Raw genomic sequence first — 16,394 nt, 5'->3', positions numbered from 1 at the left:
GCGCTCGCCGCGGAACGGGCCCGGTGGCCGGCTACTGGGCCCGTTCCGTGTCATCCCGTTCGGCGCGCACCCTCAGCCCTGACGGCGGCCATGCCGCGAGCCTGCCGCGCGAGGTCCGCGGGGCGCGTGCCGAAGCGCTTGGCGAAGCTCGTCGAGAAGTGCGAGGCGGAGGCGAAGCCGCACCTGTGGGCGACCTCGGCCACCGTGAGGCGCTCACGTCCACCGGATGTCGCCAGCATCCGATGGGCGCGGTCCAGCCGCAGACCGCGCACGAACTGCGGCACGGTCGTGTTCTGGGCGGCGAACACCCGGGAGAGGTGACGCTCGCTGATGCCGATCCGTGCCGCGACGGACCTCGCGCTCAGCCCCGGGTCGTGCAGATGGCGCTCGACCACCTCACGGGCGGCGGCGTAGTGGGCATCCGCTGACAGGGGCGCACGCCGCCCGGAGGCAAGCGGCGCCAACAATTCCAGCACCGTCGCGTCGTCCGGCGTCGCGGAGGCATCCGCCCGGGCGACCCCGTCGAGCAGGCGCCCGAGGGCGCTCACGCAGGCGCCCAGGGGGCCGTTGACGTCGACGACCTGGGGCCGGGACGGTGGTGCCCCGTGCGTGAATTCGGCATATACGGAACGCGGCACCCCGACCACCAGGTCGTGCAGGTCACTGGTGTAGCCGTGCAGGAACGGCAGGTCGCCGCGGAGGAGGACCTGCCCCGGACGCAGCGTGAGGACGCCTTCACTGGTGCAGAAAGCGGACTCGCCACGCAGGATCATGTGCACGGCCACCTGGTCGAGGGGATGGCCGCGTACGTGCCCCGCGTCGCGCTCGATCACGTGCGATGTCGCGGTCGTCCGCAGAACATCGAGCCGGCCGATCGTGGTGCGGACCCTGGAGGCGTAGAAGCCAGACGCCAGAGAGCGACAGCGCATAGGCGCCACCGAGGCGGCATTGTGGGCCTCCCAGGACGCCACCCGATCCGGCTCGGGGATGCCTTCAGTGGAGAAGCGGACTGATGGAGCATCGGACGAGGGCGTCGTACCCATGCGGCCTTCCACTCTGTGGGGTGCGTTGTGGTCATCGTGTCTCTTGCGGCGGCATGGCTCTCGCCGTCCGGGAGGACGAACGGCGCCGAGGTCCGGCGGGGTCGTGGTCAGACAGCGGCGATGTCGATGGACTTCTCCTTGAACTGCCGGGCGGCCAGGGTCTTCATCAGGCGCTTGCCGGCGGGATGGCTCGTCAGTCTCTGGGTGAAGGTCCGGACGGCCTTGTCCCGGTGGCTCTGAGGGACGAACATCGTCAGGCCCTGCGTGCGGCCGCTGCGCTGTTGGAGGGCGATGAAGGGGCGGAGCCGCTGGTCCCATTCGCGTAGCGCCCGGGTGGTGTTGCCGCCGTTGCGCTGAAGCAGGGTGCCGAGGAGGTCCGCGCCGGCCAGGGCGGTGGAAGCGCCCATGCCGGAGTAGAGGGTCATGCACCAAGCGGAGTCGCCGAGCAGGACGACGCGGTCGGTGTGCCAGGTCGGCATCTCCACCTGGTGGACGGAGTCGAAGAGGTAGTCGTCGGCCTGCTCGAACTGCTCAAGGAGGTGTTCCAGTACGGGCCCGGTCGGTTCGGGGCCGAAGGCGCGGCGCAGCGACTCGATGGGAGGGCGGCGGAATTGGGCGTCCTCGTCGTCGGTGCGGTAGTTGAACAGCACCCCAGGCTGGTGGTCGGTGAAGGGGAAGGTCCATGCGGAGCGGCCGGGTTCGGCCAGGACGACGCCGTCGTGGGGCCGGTAGTCCGGCACGGGTTCCTTGAGGATCGTGGCGCCGATGATGTGGCCGAGCGGCCGCATGAACTCCTGGTCCGGGCCGAAGGCCAGGCGGCGCACGGTGGAACGCAAGCCGTCGGCGCCCACCACGAGGTCGAAGCACTCCGTGCTCTCGGTGGTTTCGTCGCCCGCGGTGGTACGCAGCGTGACGTCCACTCCGTGGGGGTGTTCGTCGATGGCGATCGGTGTCGCGCCGTAGCGGATCTCGGTGTGGGGAGCGACGACGTCGTAGAGGGCGGCCTCGATGTCCCCGCGCAGGATCAGGCGGGGATCGCCGGGCAAGTCGCCGTACCCCATGCCGGGACGGCGGCGGCCCGACCGCTCGATGTCGTAGGTGATGCTGTCGGCGCCGGCCCGGTTGCCGATGGCATCAAGCACGCCCATCCGCTGCGCAGTGGCACGGCCGGTCTCGAACAGGCCGATGAAGTATCCGGCGGGGCGCCTCTCCGAGGCGCGTTCGATGAGTACGGGCTCCCAGCCGACCTCACGCAGACGCATGGCCGTGGCCAGGCCGCCGATACCCATTCCGACGATCAAGGCGCGGGGCGTGTTCATGACGATCTTCTCCTTTGCCGTAGACGATCGCGCCGACTCGCGGCCTGCTCTGCCTGCGGCGGGCTCTCTTCACGGGCGAGGGTGCTCATGGCTCTCTGGGTACCAGAGAAGTGGAGATGTCATCTCCACTTACGGGGCCACCATAGCACCAAAACCGGAGAGGTCATCTCCGGTTTCCGGGTAAGATAGGAGTCATGAGCCGCCGAACCACCTCCGCCCCACACCCCGAGAGCCTCCCGGCGCGCCCCTTGCGGGTGGATGCGGAGCGCAATCGGCGGCGCATCATCGCGGCTGCTCAGGAGCTCTTCGCCCACCGAGGACTGGATGTCACCCTCGACGACGTCGCCCGCCATGCGGGCGTCGGCGTCGGCACGGCCTACCGTCGCTTCGCCAACCGCGAGGAACTGATCGATGCCGTCTTCGAAGGCGCCTTGCAGCACTTGATCGCGCGGGCGGAACAGGCCCTCTCCCATGAAGACCCCTGGGAAGGTTTCGTGCAGCTCTTCTTTGCCACCGGTCAGGACTTCGCCGATGACCGCGGGCTGAGAGAGGTCCTCCTGGAAAGCGCACCTGGTAAAAACCGGGCAGCCGCCGCCCGGGAACGCCTCACCCCCGCGGTCACCGCTGTCATCACGCGTGCCCAGCAAGCGGGCCAACTGCGCGACGACATCGAACCGTCCGACTTCCCCCTCATCCAGCTCATGCTCGGGGCAGTCACGCAGCACAGCCGGAACGTCACACCTGAGCTGTGGAAGCGCTACCTCACACTCATTCTGGACGGCCTACGTCACGAACGGGATCGCCCCACCCCTCTGGCCCACCCCGCTCTTGACCAGGACGAATTCGACCAGACCATGATGTGATCTTGTGCCCGACAGGCCGCGCACGCCCCTCTACGGCGTCGGCCGCAGCCGGGTAACTGCTCCATCAGCCGACCGCAGCTCACCGCCAGGCGGTGTTGACTGCTCGCCCTCCCCTTGGCGTGGGCCGCACTGGTCGCCGGGCCGACCCTCATCGGGCCACACTGACCTCGCCCGACAGATGTCTGCGACTGCGAAGCGACCTCCGACCCCGGCAGCCTCCCGTAGAGAACCTCCGTAATCAGGCAGCAGGAGCAGGGGCGATCTCATTACGTGCCGCAGTCGTGCCCTAGCCGTGCCCTTCAAGGCAGTAAACAGCGGTCAATGACGACACGATCAGACTCACCGGGCAAGGCCCTGCGGCCCATATTTTACCTGATCAGCGGCCTACACCCGTGGCAAGCGTCGTTGATTCGAGGTGAGCGACCATGTGCCCGAAGGCGCGCACGTGCTCGGCAAGCGCCGTCAGCTCGGGGAGATTGGCCAGGACGGCGTTGAGCTGGAGCCGGTCGCCTTCGGGTAGGGCGTCGGGGTGGGTGAGGATCCAGCGGGTAACGGTCCGGGCCGAGGGCGTGAGGGGGCCGACCGGTTGGGGTTTGCCGCGAAGCGTCCTGCTGACGTAGGCACGGACACCGGCGTAGGTCGATGCGCTCTCCCTGTTCTCGCCAGGGGCGGGTGGTGATCACCGCGTGGCCGCCGGGGCGCATAGCCTCGTGGCATTGGATGAGGATCTCGGTGAAGGCGTCCAGCAGGTGGTCGAGGCTGACGTGGGCGAGGCGCGCGGTGGACGGGGACCGTGGTGGCCGAGGACGGCGGGCCGGGCCAGTCCTCCGGTGACCCGCACGAGCTGACCTCCTCCACCGAACGGGAGGTTCACCGGGGCCCGCTTGACTCAGGTACCCGTGGTCCAGCGGTTGGCGGGGACGGGCAGGCCGAGGTGGCCGCGCAGGGTGTCCGCCGTGTACTCGGTGCGGAACAGGCCTCGCTTCTGCAGGATCGAGACGACGCCGTCCACGAACAGGTTGAGCTCGTCCTCGACGCGGAAAGCGAGGACGATCCCGTCGAAGGCCTTGGCGTCGAACCACCGCTCGATGGCGTCGGCCACCGTCTTCGGCGCGCCGACGAACGGCGAACGGCGGAGCTCCGAGACGGTTTCCACAACCTGACGCAGGGTGAGGTTCTGGGCCTTGGCGCGGGCGATGAGCTTGACAGCGCCGGTGCGGCCGCCCTTCTCGGCGAGGTGGGCGACGTCCGGGAACGGGGCGTCCAGGTCGTGCGTGCTGAAGTCGTAGGCGCCGAAGGAGCGGCCCAGGAGAGCGAGGCTGCGGTCGAAGTCGTGGTCCTCCTCGAAGATTTCCCGCTCGCGGCGCAGGGCGGCTTCGTCGGTGGCGGCGACGATGGGATCGCCATGGATGAGGATCTTGATGTGCTCGGGATTGCGGCCGTAGGACACGGCGCGCCTCTTGACGTCCGCGTAGTACTCCTGGGCCTGCTCCAGTGAGGTGTCGCCCGGCGCGTAGATGCCCTCGGCGACCCGGGCGGCCAGGTCACGGCCCTCCTCGGACACTCCGGCCTGGAAGATGACCGGCTGACCCTGCGGGGAGCGCGAGATGTTGAGCGGGCCCGCCACCTTGAAGTGCTCGCCCTCGTGGTTGAGCTGGTGCAGCTTGGACGGGTCGAGGAAGATGTCGTGCTCCACGTCGGCCGGGAAGGCGTCGTCCTCGTAGGAGTCCCACAGGCCGCGGGCGACCTCGACGCACTCCAGGGCGCGGCTGTAACGGGTGGTGTAGTCAAGGTGCTCGTCAAGCCCGAAGTTGCGGGAGGTCCCGCTGTCGACGCCCGTGACGACGTTCCAGCCGGCGCGGCCCCCGCTGATGTGGTCCAGGGAGGCGAACCGGCGCGCGAGGTTGAAGGGCGAGTTGTACGTCGAACTCGCCGTGGCGACCAGGCCGAGGTGCCGGGTGTGGGTGGCGACGGCCGACAGCATGGTCAACGGTTCCAGCCGGTTGAGGTAGTGCGACGGGAAGCCGGCGCTGACGAACTGGCTGTCGGCCGTGAACAGGGCGTCGAAGAGGCCGTGTTCGGCCGCCTGCGCCTGCCGGATGTAGTAACGGATGTCGGTACTGATGTTCTTCGCGATGCGCGGGTCCTTCCACAGACCGTGCTGGGCGGGGCCGCCGACACCGTACGGGTGCAGGGCCAGGTGGAGCGTGCGGGACATGGGTGTCCTCTCTGTGATTCGTCAGGCGTACGGCAGGGCAAGGACGTGGAGGGCCTCGCACCCGGCCCGGTCGGCGGGTACCGCTCACGGCGTGGGGCGGCGGCCCCGGGCGGGGGCGGTCGCAAGCGTGCGCGGGGTGGTCGACGACTTCGCGGGCCGCGCCGGTCCCGGCCAGCTCACCCTGGCATGGCGCGGCGACACGGTCGTCGGTCCTGGCTGCGGAGCCGAGATCGTGGAAGACCTCGACGAGGGTCGGGCCCGCCTGCTCGCGCAAGTCGGCGAGCAGATCGAGAATATATCGGCCTGAACGGTGACGTCGAGAGCGGTCCCGGCCTCGACGGCGACCGCACGAGGCGACGAGGACGCGCGCGGAGCATGCCGTCCGCCAATTCCCGCGGCGGTACCGGTCGCGGACCGGTACCGCCGCGGGAATTGGCGTAGAACCGGCACGCTTTTGCCGGTGGACGGTCCTCGGCAGGTCGGGGGCATGTCGGTGTGACGTTGTGCGGCGGCCTCTTCTTCGTTTATTTCGGCACACTTCGTGACGCTCCGGAGTCGAATGGGCACCGGGAGGTGTGTTGTTGCGCCATTGTTAAGAAAGTAGGGGCCAACTCGGCGTCTGTTGACGTGATTAATTGTGGGGGGTTAGCTTCATGGTCATGATGAAGAACATTCCACTGGTGCGACGCTGGCACGTGGACTTCAAGAGGCTCGACAGCGCGCTCTGTCGCTAGCGTCGGACCTTCGCTTGCCCATTGGCCGGGAAATCCTCACCCGTTCGTCGGCCGGGGCACATGATCCGTGTGTGGTTGCCTTCTGTCCGGTCGGCCCCACTGGTGGCCAACCGGCCTTTGGACTGTCTGCTCGGCTTCGCGTCGAAGGCACCGTATTCCCTTGCGGGCAGCGTGGGTCACCCGTACACCGGCTGTGGGCGCAAGTCGGCTATAGGTGCGGAAGTTGCGCCGCGTTTTTCCGTGTTATCACCGCCACACCTCGCGTTTCCCAAGAGTGACCGACGGCCGACTGTCAGGCATTCCAGATGGTGAAACCGCTTATGTTACCGGACTGATCGACATCTAAGATCCGGTCCGGACTTAACATCCGCTATCCCTGGGAGGCTTGATGTCAAATCGGCTGTCAAGAAGTTTTTTTCGGGCGACGGCAATGGTTGTCGTCACGGGCGTGATCGCATCCGTGGCTAGCTGCTCAAGTGATTCCAAGGACTCCTCGTCCGACTCCGCGCTGCCGTCGTATTCCGAGTTGGTGAATCCGGACCATAAGGTTACGGTGACCTGGCTGGACGCGGCCAATACCAATGTGCAGATAGGCTCGACCGTCAAGAAGTTCGAGGCCGAATACCCCAACATCAAGATTAAGTACGAGTCGGTTCCGTTCGCCGACTTCGAGACTGTGCTGCCTTCTCGTCTGAAGTCCGGCAATGTTGATGTCATCACCGTCGATCAGCACTTGACGGCCCGTTACGTGGCGGCCGGCTACCTGCGCGATATCACCCCGGTCTTCAAGAGTGAATTCGGCGCGCTGGATGATGCTTCGCTCGCCGCTTCGACGGTCGACGGAAAGCTCTACAACGCGCCGGAACAGTCGGACAGTTCATTTCTCTTCTACAACAAGAAACTCCTCGAAAGGGCGGGTGCCTCCCTGCCGTCGTCCGACCCTTCGAAGCCCGCGACATGGGAGCAGATCACCGCGGACGCGAAGAAGGCGCAGAAGTCCGGCGCGGAGTACGGCATCACCTGGGAGCGCATCGCCAGCTGGTACTACCAGTGGCTCCTTTCCCAGGGGCTCGGTGGCGGGTACGGAGCCGAGGGCGCGCACAACCTGACCCCGAACCTGGACAGCGAAGCGGCGGTGAAGGCGTTCGGTTGGTACGCCGACCTCTACAAGGACAAGGTCAGCCCCCAGGGTGATGCCAACAGCGTCTACACGAGCCTGTTCGCCTCGGGGAAGTCCGCGTTCCACATCGGCGGCGACTGGGACATCGCCGAGCTGAACAAGAACAAGAACCTGGACTACGGGATCGCGCCGATGCCGCGGTTCGCCGCGGGCAAGGCCGTCTCGAACGCCGGCGGCGTGGCCCTGGGCCTCTACAAGGGGTCGAAGAACGAGGATGCGGCCCTGACGTTCATCAAGGCGATGGTGTTCAAGGGGCCCGGAGCGGCCGCCTACGATACCGACACCAGCTCGCCGCCGGCCAACAACGAGGGCAAGAAGCTGTACTGGCGGCAGGAGGCGTTCCGGGACCCGCGCGCGGCCGGCGCCCAGAAGATCGTGAACTACCAGCTGTCTCACGGCATCGCCAAGAAGCGGGTGTCCACCGTCGGCTGGAACGAGTTGAATTCGGCGCTGACCTCGGCGCTGCTGTCCATCAGCAACGGTGAGGACGTCGCCAAGACCCTTGAGTCGGCGCAGTCGACGGCGGACGCGGCCCTGGAGAAGTACAGGTGAGCAGTCGCACCCACCAGATCCGGCGTGGGGCCCGGACCGGTGTGCTGCTGGCTTTCACCGGTCCAGCCCTGGCCGTGCTGGTCCTCACCAGGCTCGCTCCCGAGGGTCTCTCGCTGTTCGCGTCGTTCGAGAAGGTCGATCCGTTCGACGGCGACTCGTGGTCCTTCGTGGGGTGGGCCAACTTCCGGAGGCTGTTCACCAGCGCCGCGTTCTGGCATGTGCTCGGTGTGACGATGTGGTTCGTCGTCCTGGCGAGTCCCGTCATCGTGGTGGGCTCGCTCTACCTGGCCTGGCTCTACACGCGCACGATGCCCATGCGGGGGCTGTGGCGCACCGTGGCGTTCCTGCCCAGCGCCATCCCCAGCCTCGGGCTGACGGTCATGTGGGGGGTGGCTCTGAAGCCCACCGGAGTGGTCAACAAGACGCTGGAGGCGATCGGTCTGCCCGCTCAGGGCTTCTACAGCTCCGCGGCGCAGGCCCTGCCGACGATCGCGTTGATCACCGCCTGGGGCGGTGTCGGCTACTGGATGGTCTTCCTCATCGCCGGCCTCCTGGACATCCCGCGTGAGATTCTCGACGCCGCGCGGGTGGACGGAGCGACACCCTGGCGGGAGTTCCGCTCCGTGGTTCTGCCGCTGCTGCGCCGGCCGCTGCTCTTCGTCCTGGTCGCCAACACGGTCTGGGTGTTCCAGATCTATGCCCCGATCCAGGTGCTCACCAACGGCGGCCCCTTGGAAGCGACATCGACCCTGATGTTCGACACCGTCCGCACCGCGACGGTCTACTCCAACCAACAGCAGGCCATGGCCCAGATGGTGGTGCTGCTGGTGCTGCTCGGCACCACGGTCGCCGTGCAGTTCGCCCTACTCGGGGAGCGGGAATGACGGCCAAGGCCCAGACACGGGTACGGCGGCTCGGCCTGACCGCGCTCGGCGCGCTCAGCGGGTTCGTCTTCCTCATCCCGATCTGGTGGCTGGTCGTCGCGGCGTTCCGGGACCCGACCGAGGCGCTCAGCAGCACGTCGGTCCTCGACACCCTGATCCCCCAGTCCTTCTCGCTGGACGGTTTCCGGTCGGCGATCGAGGATGGCTACCTGCGCGCCGTCGGCATCTCACTCACGGCGGCGGTCAGCACCGTCGTGGGCGGGCTGGTCGTGTCGTCCCTCGCCGCGTACGGGTTCGTCGCGGTGCGGACCCGGCTTTCCAAGGTGCTGTTCGCGGTGGTGGTCGGCAGCTTTTTGCTGCCGTTCGAAACGCTGGCGGTCCCGCTGGTGTCGGTCTTCTCCGACCTCGGCCTCTCCAACGGGCTGCCCGCGCTGATCCTGCCCGCGCTCGGCAACGGGCTGGCGGTGTTCAACCTGCGCCAGGCCTTCCTGGGTGTTCCACTGGAGCTGGCCGAGGCGCAGTACATGGACGGCGCCGGACATCTGCGCCGGTTCTGGCACCTTTATCTCCCCCTGTGCCGCCCGGCGCTGATCGGTTCCGGAATGATCCTCTTCGTGTCACAGTGGGACTCCTACCTGTGGCCGCTCCTGATCATCTCCGACAACGACAACGCCACGGCGAGCGTGGCGATCGCGTCGAACTTCGGGCCTCTTTCGTCCAATACGCAGCAGGCGTTCGCCGAGGTCCTCGTCCTCATCGTCATTCCGGCGATCCTGCTGCTGTTCACCCAGCGCCGGCTCATCGCCTCGTCCGCCACCAGCGGTATTCGATAATCTCAAGGAGCAGACCATTCCGGAACGCGACCGCCCTCTGATCTTCAACGCATTCGAGATGACCGGCGTCGGCTACTACGCGCACGGCACATGGACCCACCCCCGTAGCCGACGGGAAGGTTTCACCGACCTCGCATTCTGGCTGGACCGCGCCCGCCTGTTCGAGGAAGGCCTTTTCGACGCGGTGTTCTTCGCGGACGTGCTCGGGGTCTACGACATCTATCGGCAGTCCCCCGACCCCGCGGTCCGCAACGCCGTCGACTTCCCGCTGCTGGACCCGGTGACCGTCATCCCGGCCATGGCCGCCGTGACCCGGCACCTCGGGTTCGCCGTCACCGTCTCGACCACCTACGAGCACCCGTTCGCCCACGCGCGTCGGTTCGCGAGTCTCGACCACCTCACCGGTGGCCGTATCGGCTGGAACGTCGTGACTTCCTACCTGCCGAACGCCGCACGCAACTTCGGCCTCTCCGAGATGCCGGGGCACGCGGTGCGCTACGCCCGCGCGGAGGAGTTCCTGGAGGTCTCCTACAAGCTCTGGGAGGGGAGCTGGCTCGACGACGCGGTGCTCTACGACAAGGAGAACACCGTCTACGCCGACCCGGCCAAGGTCCGGCGCATCAACCACCACGGGCAGTTGTTCCACGTGCAGGGCCCCTCGCTGGTGCCGCCGTCGCCGCAACGCACCCCGGTGATCTACCAGGCCGGGACCTCCGAGCGGGGGCGTGCCTTCGCCGGCCGCCATGCCGAAGCCGTCTTCGTGAACGGCACCAACCCCGACGCCCTGGCCGCGTCGGTCACCGCGATCCGTGACGCCACCGAGGCCGCGGGGCGCCGTCGCGACGACCTGCGTGTGGTCACCGACCTGTCGGTGGTCATCGGCCGGACCGAGCAGGAGGCGCAGCACAAGGCGGACCTGGTGCGGCGTTCCCAGTCGCGCGAAGGCGCCCTGGCCGGCTTCGGCGGGGCCAGCGGCATCGACCTCTCCACCGCCTCCGGGCAGGAACGGCTCAGCCCCGCGCCGGGCGAGCACTCCCAGTCGGAGGCCGCCCGGTTCACCCGGGAGAAGCAGGCCCCCGACCGGGTGGAGGATGTCGTTCGCCGCCTGACCGACCTCAGTCCGTACTCGGAGACGGTGGTCGGCACTCCCGCCCAGGTCGCCGACGGCATCAGCCGGATCGCGGAGACGACCGGGGTGGACGGCTTCAACCTGCACGAGTTCGTCACTCCTGACGACTTCACCGAGTTCATCGAGTCCGTCGTCCCGGTCCTGCAACGCCGGGGCCTGTACCGCACCGCGTACGAGCCGGGCAGCCACCGCCGCCGCCTGCTCGGCGCCGGAGACCGGGTGGCCGACACCCATCCCGCCGCGGCTTTCCGGGAGGTTCCGTCGCCGTGACACAGCGCTGACTGACGCCGTGGTGGGAGGCGACGCCGACTGTCGCGGTGGTGGGGAGGCGGTGTCGGCCGACGCCCGGGTGGTAAGTCGGGCCTTCCACCCCGGCGCGGACTGCGCAATAGTCCTTCCACTCGTCCGTGCCCTGCTCGGCGCGTACGCGTTCCAAGTTGGCGTCCTGACCTTGAGGGCGAACGGTCAACTGCCGCCCGCACTGAGTGGATCGGGTGCACTGGTCACGCACAGAGCAGGGGCGCAGGTAGTGGTAGCGAAGCGGATCCGGATCGCGCCGCGGCCGGTGCTGTCCACACTCCGGGCTGACCCCGAGTTCCCGGGCAACCTCGGTGACCGTCCGGCCTGTGGAATCGACGAGAGCGACGGCGTCCCGCTTGAACTCCGCGGTGTACCGCTTCGTGTAATTACTTCCCACCTGGTGCTACTTCCTCTGAAACCTCAGGGCGCAGTCTCCAGGTGTCCACGATCAAGGGGAAGCCCCACGTCTACGGTGTTCCGCGGGTGCAAGCCGCGCTGCGGCGACTGGGCCGGCCGGTCAACCGCAAGCGGGTGGAGCGGATCATGCGTGAACAGGGGATCACCGGTGTCACACGCGGAAGACGCCGCTCGCCGACCCGGTCCGGCAGGCCGGGCCGGCGCCCGACCTGATCGGCCGGGACTTCACCGCCACCCGCCCCGGCACCCGGCTGGTCGGGGACATCACCTACCTGCCCACGCGTGAGGGCCGGCTGTATCTGGCCTGTTGGCTGGACCTGGCCACCCACGAGGTCGTCGGCTACGCCATGGCCGGCCACCACCGCGCCGAGCTGGTAGTGGACGCTCTGCGGATGGCCCACGGCCGCGGCAGCCCGGAAACCGGCTGTATCACGCACAGCGACCGCGGAAGCGAATACACCTCAGCTCAATTTCGCGCCGGGACAGACAGGTTGGGGCTTCGCCAGAGCACGGGCCGGACTGGCTCCTGCTTTGACAACGCCGCAGCCGAAAGCTTCTGGGCCGTGCTCAAGGAAGAGATCGGCACCCGGGTATGGCCGGACCGGGCCACCGCCCGCGCCGATGTCTTCGCGTTCCGAAGGCCAAGAGCAACGGGGTCAAGTTCTGAGGCCCCCGGCGGGAGCGGGCAGGGGCTCCTAGCCTGACATTGGCCCCTCCCCACACACGGCATCGACCTTGTGGGGTGACGGCAACCACTGTCACCACACAAGGCAGCCTTGACGGATCGACTGGCAGATCAGCTTCGGACTCACGACAGCGGCACGCATGATCCGCCGCTCGATGTCACCCTCGATCGACCCCAGGGGATCAGCATCTGAGAGGGGCCGGCTCAGTGGCTGGTGCCGAACACCCTGCGGATCTGCTCCAGATGCCCGTACCCGTAGACGGTGTCCGGTTCAAGGTAGGTGCCCTCCGTCCACTCGTTCCACGCGTTGATGGTCACCAGTGGGGTATGGGTCTTCAGAACGTACTTGCGCACCCTCTCCAGCGCCTGCCCGAAGTGTTCAGGCGTGCAATCCGAGATGATGTTGGTGTGGGGATAGCCGAGACGGGGGTCGTACCTGTCGGACTGGACCGTCCGTGGTGAGGGGTCCCACCCGACGGTCACATTGGGGTAGTAGGGCTTGTCGAACCTGGCAGCGAGGTCCTCCCAGCCCTTTTCCGCCTGCTCCAGGACGTCGGGGTACGGGGTGAGGAGCGTAGGCAGCGGGTGGTGGTGTGCCCACACGTAGGACGTCACGCTGTCGAATCCGAGTCGGCTCACCAACACTGCTTCGTCGAGAGCCACTCCGTCCTGTGGCAGCACTGGCTGATCCCGGGTGATGGCGTTGAGGTGGACGTCACCATGGCCTGCCCGGGCGGCGCGCGAGCGCAGATCGTCAAGCGCGGTCCTTGTCGATTCGATGCCACCGAGCCCATCGATGAGAGTGGGAAGGTCGTAGATCGACAGGTAGGGTCGGCCGTCGATCCGCAGGTACGCCGGATGATGGAAGTACCGCTCCAGCAAATACTCCGTGGCCGCTCGGAATTGGCCGGCATCGACGATTCCCGACTCGAGCTCGGTGGCGGTCGTCCCGGACTTCCACGGGTGGATGTTTGTCCAATGATGGTTCGCCCACATGACAGCGAACTTCATGTCGTGATCGGCCGCATTGGGCATGAACGCTGTTTCAAGGGGGCGCTCCAAGTAGGGGCGCCCGCTGTACCAGTACCAGTCGAAAATGAAGGCATCGACCCCGTGCTCGGTGGCCATCTCGATCTTGCCGGCCATCACCGCCGGATCAGCTTCGTCCTCGCAGCCATGCAGCGGAACCCGTGGCTGTGCATGGCCCTCGAAGCGTGGGCCGGCCTTCTTCAACACCTCCCACTCGGTCCACCCTTCGCCGTGCCACCGCTCATTGCGCGGGTCGACGTGGTAGTTCGGGAAGTAGTACGCCGCTATCGTCACGTCATGCGTGCTCACGCCCAGCACCCCCACATCCTTGAGGGGCCGCTGAGTTGAATGCAAATCGTTGGTCAATCACAACTGCGACTGTATTGAAGACCTGGCGCTCATGCTGCGGGCCGGATTGAGGGAAAGTAGGGCAGAATTGACCTACGAGGAACCCGCGAAGTACCAGCTACTGAGCTCCGCCCGCCTTCCGGACTGATTTCCCCCGGAAGTTACTCAAGCCGAGCCTCCCATCACTGTCAGTCACCGAGCACATCCGTGTAATCGAGGGTTGAGATGTGCCAGCGATGACGCCCCGATCCGACGGTCTCTGGCGCCCGGCCGGGGAGATCCACGATGGCGGTGACTCCAACAGGCACGGCGAGATCGACGGAGAAGGTGTCCGCATCGCGTAGCCAGCCGACTTCGGCTCGCCCGTACGGCGTCTCCTTCGCCGCCGACGCGTGGGTGAGGCCGCCACCGGGCCGGGGGCGAACGAGGAGCCGACGGTATCCGGGTTCGGCGGGAGCCAGCCCCGCTACGACGCGATGCAGCCAGTCGGCGACCGCGCCCAGCGCGTAGTGGTTGAAGGACGTCATGTCGCCCGGATTGACATCTCCGTCCGGGAGGAGGCTGTCCCAGCGCTCCCAAATCGTTGTCGCGCCCTGGGCTACCGGATAGAGCCAGGACGGACACGTCTGCTTCAGAAGCAGGGCGTACGCGGCGTCGAGATGCCCGGAATCGGCGAGAGCCTCACAGATAACCGGAGTACCTACGAAGCCTGTGGCAATGTGAAAATCGGCCTCCTTCACCAACGCAGCCAGACGCCGCCCCGCGGTTGCGCGCTGCGCGGGGGTGGGGAAGAAGTCGAAGTGGAGGGCGATGGCGTAGGAAGACTGAGCATCGTTATCAAGCAGTCCGGACGGAAGAATCCACCGCTGCGCGAACGCGTCATTGACGGTTCGCGCGAGTTCTTCGTAGCGCTGATGATCCTCGTAATAGCCCAGAGTGTGCGCCATCCTGGCGAGAACAGCAGTCGAATGAGCGCGGTATGCGGTCGCGATCAGATACGGATCAGCTTTGTTGGCCGTTGGATCGTCTGGCGGTGCGGATGGATCGAGCCAGTCACCGAACTGGAATCCTGAGTCCCACAGGCGATTAGCACCTGCGTGGGCGGTCATGCAGTCGACCCATGCCTTAGCGCTCGGATACTGTGCGCGCAGCACCTCTACATCGCCGTATTGCTGGTACAGCTCCCACGGCGTCAGGACAGCGACGTCACCCCAGGCCGCCGCCGGCGTGAGGGTTTCCAACTCGAGGGGCGGTGCCGAGATCGCGGGAACGAAGTAGGGCACGCATCCGTTGGGTAGCTGATCGGCAGTCAGATCGCGCAACCACGAGGACAACATGCCTGCGCAGTCGTACAGAAATGATGCGGTCGGCGCAAAGATCTGAACGTCCCCGGTCCACCCCAGCCGCTCATCTCGTTGCGGGCAGTCAGTGGGGACGTCGAGAAAATTGCCACGCATGCTCCACACCACGTTCTCGTGCAGGCGCTGGAGGAGCGGATCCGAACAGGTGAAGGTGCCTGTCCTCAGCATGTCGGTGTGGTAAACGCGGGCCACCACCTCAACGTCGTCGACGTCCCCGCTGATTTCGGCGTAGCGGAAGCCGTGGAAAGTGAATCGCGGTTCCCAGCTTTCCTGGCCGTCGCCGCGCAGGACGTACTCATCCGTAGCCCGCGCCTGACGCAGAGGGCGGACACAGAGTTCTCCATCCTCCAGTACCTCGGCATGGCGAAGCCGGACCACCGCGCCCGAGGGACCTTCAGCCTGTACCTGCAGCCGGCCGACCAGGTTCTGTCCGAAGTCGACGATCCTCGCCCCCGAGGGAGAGGTGGATTCGGCGATCGGTCTGATCTCCTGGGTGCAGCGGACCGGTGGTCCCAAGGGGGCGACCAGTGTTGTCCTGTCGTGAACCATCAGTTGGACGGACAGCCAATCGCTGTCGTCGAAGCCCGGGGTGGACCAGCCCGGAAGCTCACGCTGCGCGTTGTAGCGCTCGCCGTCGTACAGACTCGCAAACTGGATGGGACCTGGCGCGGTGCGCCAGCCCTGGTCCGTGCCGACGAGTTCAGTGGATCCATCGGTGTAGTGAATCTCCATCTGGGCCAGCAGCCCTCTCTGGTCACCGTAGATGTGGCGCGTGCCACCGTTGAATCCGAGGCGCCCCCGGAACCACCCGTCGGCCAGCCAGGCCCCCAGCGTGTTGGAGCCGGAATGCAGGGCCTCTGTGACGTCGAATGTGTGGTAGCGGAGTCGGTGGTGGTAGCTGGTCCAACCGGGGGCGAGCTCGATGTCACCGACACGGGCGCCGTTGAGTTCCAGCTCGTAAAGCCCCAACGCCGTGGCATAGAGCCTCGCTCGGCCGACTGGCCCCTTGACCGAGAAATCTCTGCGCAGCAGCGGCACGCTCTCGTCTGCGTCAGGCGCATCGGGCGTGATGAAGTCCGCCTTCCAGTCCGATGCCTCCAGGAGACCGGTCTCCAGCGTCAGCGACGGGCTCCAGTCGGAGGCGTACGCCTCCCCTGTCCCCCAGACCCTCACACGGATCTGCCGCCGACTGCGTGACTCGAGTTCATGATGTGGCCATGGCACAAGCACGCTGTCCTCTGAGTCGATCCGCCCACTGGAGACGACATCTCCGGAATCGGGGTCTGCACACTCGATCTCGTAGGCGACCTGCTGCCACCCAGCAGGCGCATCGAGTACTGCCCAGGACAGCCGCGGGCGAGCTTCGCCAATGCCCAGTGGTTCCCGGTGGTGTTCCGCACGTGGCGCACCTACTCGGGGGAGTTTGTCTCCGTGGTGCAGCACATAATCTCCTGAGGTCATCCATGGTGACCCGGCACGGCGGGCACCTGCGTTCAAGA

12 protein-coding genes and 2 pseudogenes are annotated in these 16,394 nt (G+C 66.8%); 8 read left to right on the top strand and 6 right to left on the bottom strand.

Annotated elements, in window-relative coordinates; genetic code table 11:
• Positions 1 to 50 precede the first annotated feature (50 nt).
• Both ACK1X7_RS47630 and ACK1X7_RS47625 read right to left on the bottom strand, forming a co-directional pair.
• Positions 51 to 929 (bottom strand): AraC family transcriptional regulator, encoded by an 879-nt coding sequence (locus ACK1X7_RS47630; protein WP_390792448.1) that lies wholly within the window; start codon positions 927 to 929, stop codon positions 51 to 53.
• A 221-nt stretch (positions 930 to 1,150) separates the two neighbouring features.
• Positions 1,151 to 2,362 (bottom strand): FAD-dependent monooxygenase, encoded by a 1,212-nt coding sequence (locus ACK1X7_RS47625; RefSeq protein ID WP_398158737.1) that lies wholly within the window; start codon positions 2,360 to 2,362, stop codon positions 1,151 to 1,153.
• 194 nt (positions 2,363 to 2,556) lie between these two features.
• Between ACK1X7_RS47625 and ACK1X7_RS47620 the strand changes: the two genes are divergently transcribed.
• Positions 2,557 to 3,225, top strand: coding sequence for a TetR/AcrR family transcriptional regulator (locus tag ACK1X7_RS47620; RefSeq protein WP_398158738.1), 669 nt, complete (start codon positions 2,557 to 2,559; stop codon positions 3,223 to 3,225).
• An 889-nt stretch (positions 3,226 to 4,114) separates the two neighbouring features.
• Here ACK1X7_RS47620 and ACK1X7_RS47615 read toward each other — a convergent pair.
• Positions 4,115 to 5,443, bottom strand: a complete 1,329-nt coding sequence (locus ACK1X7_RS47615; RefSeq protein ID WP_385158530.1) for an LLM class flavin-dependent oxidoreductase — start codon at positions 5,441 to 5,443, stop codon at positions 4,115 to 4,117.
• 136 nt (positions 5,444 to 5,579) lie between these two features.
• Here ACK1X7_RS47615 and ACK1X7_RS47610 point away from each other — a divergent pair, with 136 nt between their 5' ends.
• From ACK1X7_RS47610 to ACK1X7_RS47590, 5 genes are all read left to right on the top strand, one after another.
• On the top strand, positions 5,580 to 5,750 hold the full coding sequence (locus ACK1X7_RS47610) for a hypothetical protein (protein WP_159037996.1): 171 nt from the start codon (positions 5,580 to 5,582) through the stop codon (positions 5,748 to 5,750).
• Positions 5,751 to 6,607: 857 nt separating this feature from the next.
• Positions 6,608 to 7,909, top strand: a complete 1,302-nt coding sequence (locus ACK1X7_RS47605) for an ABC transporter substrate-binding protein (RefSeq protein ID WP_385156294.1) — start codon at positions 6,608 to 6,610, stop codon at positions 7,907 to 7,909.
• Positions 7,906 to 8,793, top strand: a complete 888-nt coding sequence (locus ACK1X7_RS47600; RefSeq protein ID WP_385156291.1) for a carbohydrate ABC transporter permease — start codon at positions 7,906 to 7,908, stop codon at positions 8,791 to 8,793. Before ACK1X7_RS47605 ends, ACK1X7_RS47600 begins: the two co-directional genes overlap by 4 nt.
• Positions 8,790 to 9,626 carry a carbohydrate ABC transporter permease gene (locus ACK1X7_RS47595; protein WP_078646914.1) on the top strand — a complete coding sequence of 279 codons (837 nt, stop codon included), beginning with the start codon at positions 8,790 to 8,792 and terminating at the stop codon, positions 9,624 to 9,626. Before ACK1X7_RS47600 ends, ACK1X7_RS47595 begins: the two co-directional genes overlap by 4 nt.
• Entirely contained in the window at positions 9,514 to 11,025 is a 1,512-nt protein-coding gene (locus ACK1X7_RS47590; RefSeq protein WP_390792472.1) for an LLM class flavin-dependent oxidoreductase, read from the top strand. The genes ACK1X7_RS47595 and ACK1X7_RS47590 overlap by 113 nt, the downstream gene beginning before the upstream one ends.
• 103 nt (positions 11,026 to 11,128) lie before the next feature.
• On the opposite strand, the pseudogene ACK1X7_RS47585 reads toward ACK1X7_RS47590, so the two are convergent.
• Positions 11,129 to 11,452, bottom strand: a pseudogene (locus ACK1X7_RS47585) (transposase); the annotation flags it as partial.
• Positions 11,453 to 11,493: 41 nt separating this feature from the next.
• Between ACK1X7_RS47585 and ACK1X7_RS47580 the strand changes: the two are divergent.
• Together ACK1X7_RS47580 and ACK1X7_RS47575 are read left to right on the top strand one after the other, a co-directional pair.
• Complete coding sequence (locus ACK1X7_RS47580) at positions 11,494 to 11,685, top strand: IS3 family transposase (RefSeq protein WP_413116781.1); 192 nt, start codon at positions 11,494 to 11,496, stop codon at positions 11,683 to 11,685.
• A pseudogene (locus tag ACK1X7_RS47575) lies at positions 11,646 to 12,176 on the top strand (IS3 family transposase); the annotation flags it as partial. The gene ACK1X7_RS47580 and the pseudogene ACK1X7_RS47575, both read left to right, overlap by 40 nt.
• Positions 12,177 to 12,361: 185 nt before the next feature.
• On the opposite strand, the gene ACK1X7_RS47570 reads toward ACK1X7_RS47575, so the two are convergent.
• Both ACK1X7_RS47570 and ACK1X7_RS47565 read right to left on the bottom strand, forming a co-directional pair.
• Positions 12,362 to 13,495, bottom strand: coding sequence for a glycoside hydrolase family 99-like domain-containing protein (locus ACK1X7_RS47570; protein WP_413116780.1), 1,134 nt, complete (start codon positions 13,493 to 13,495; stop codon positions 12,362 to 12,364).
• Between the two features lie 227 nt (positions 13,496 to 13,722).
• Positions 13,723 to 16,338, bottom strand: a complete 2,616-nt coding sequence (locus ACK1X7_RS47565) for a glycoside hydrolase family 78 protein (RefSeq protein ID WP_413116779.1) — start codon at positions 16,336 to 16,338, stop codon at positions 13,723 to 13,725.
• Positions 16,339 to 16,394 lie beyond the last annotated feature (56 nt).

Origin of the sequence: Streptomyces sp. CY-1 (genome assembly GCF_047218265.1) — a bacterium.
Taxonomy (GTDB): domain Bacteria; phylum Actinomycetota; class Actinomycetes; order Streptomycetales; family Streptomycetaceae; genus Streptomyces; species Streptomyces niphimycinicus.
Note: the sequence above shows the minus strand (reverse complement) of the source record. Positions and strands in the feature narration are given on the sequence as shown.

What these genes read in the sequence shown, in the direction of transcription:
- ACK1X7_RS47630 (WP_390792448.1), bottom strand. Translation starts at nt 929, where the DNA reads ATGCGCTGTCGCTCTCTGGCGTCTGGCTTCTACGCCTCCAGGGTCCGC.
- ACK1X7_RS47625 (WP_398158737.1), bottom strand. Translation starts at nt 2,362, where the DNA reads ATGAACACGCCCCGCGCCTTGATCGTCGGAATGGGTATCGGCGGCCTG.
- ACK1X7_RS47620 (WP_398158738.1), top strand. Translation starts at nt 2,557, where the DNA reads ATGAGCCGCCGAACCACCTCCGCCCCACACCCCGAGAGCCTCCCGGCG.
- ACK1X7_RS47615 (WP_385158530.1), bottom strand. Translation starts at nt 5,443, where the DNA reads ATGTCCCGCACGCTCCACCTGGCCCTGCACCCGTACGGTGTCGGCGGC.
- ACK1X7_RS47605 (WP_385156294.1), top strand. Translation starts at nt 6,608, where the DNA reads ATGGTTGTCGTCACGGGCGTGATCGCATCCGTGGCTAGCTGCTCAAGT.
- ACK1X7_RS47595 (WP_078646914.1), top strand. Translation starts at nt 8,790, where the DNA reads ATGACGGCCAAGGCCCAGACACGGGTACGGCGGCTCGGCCTGACCGCG.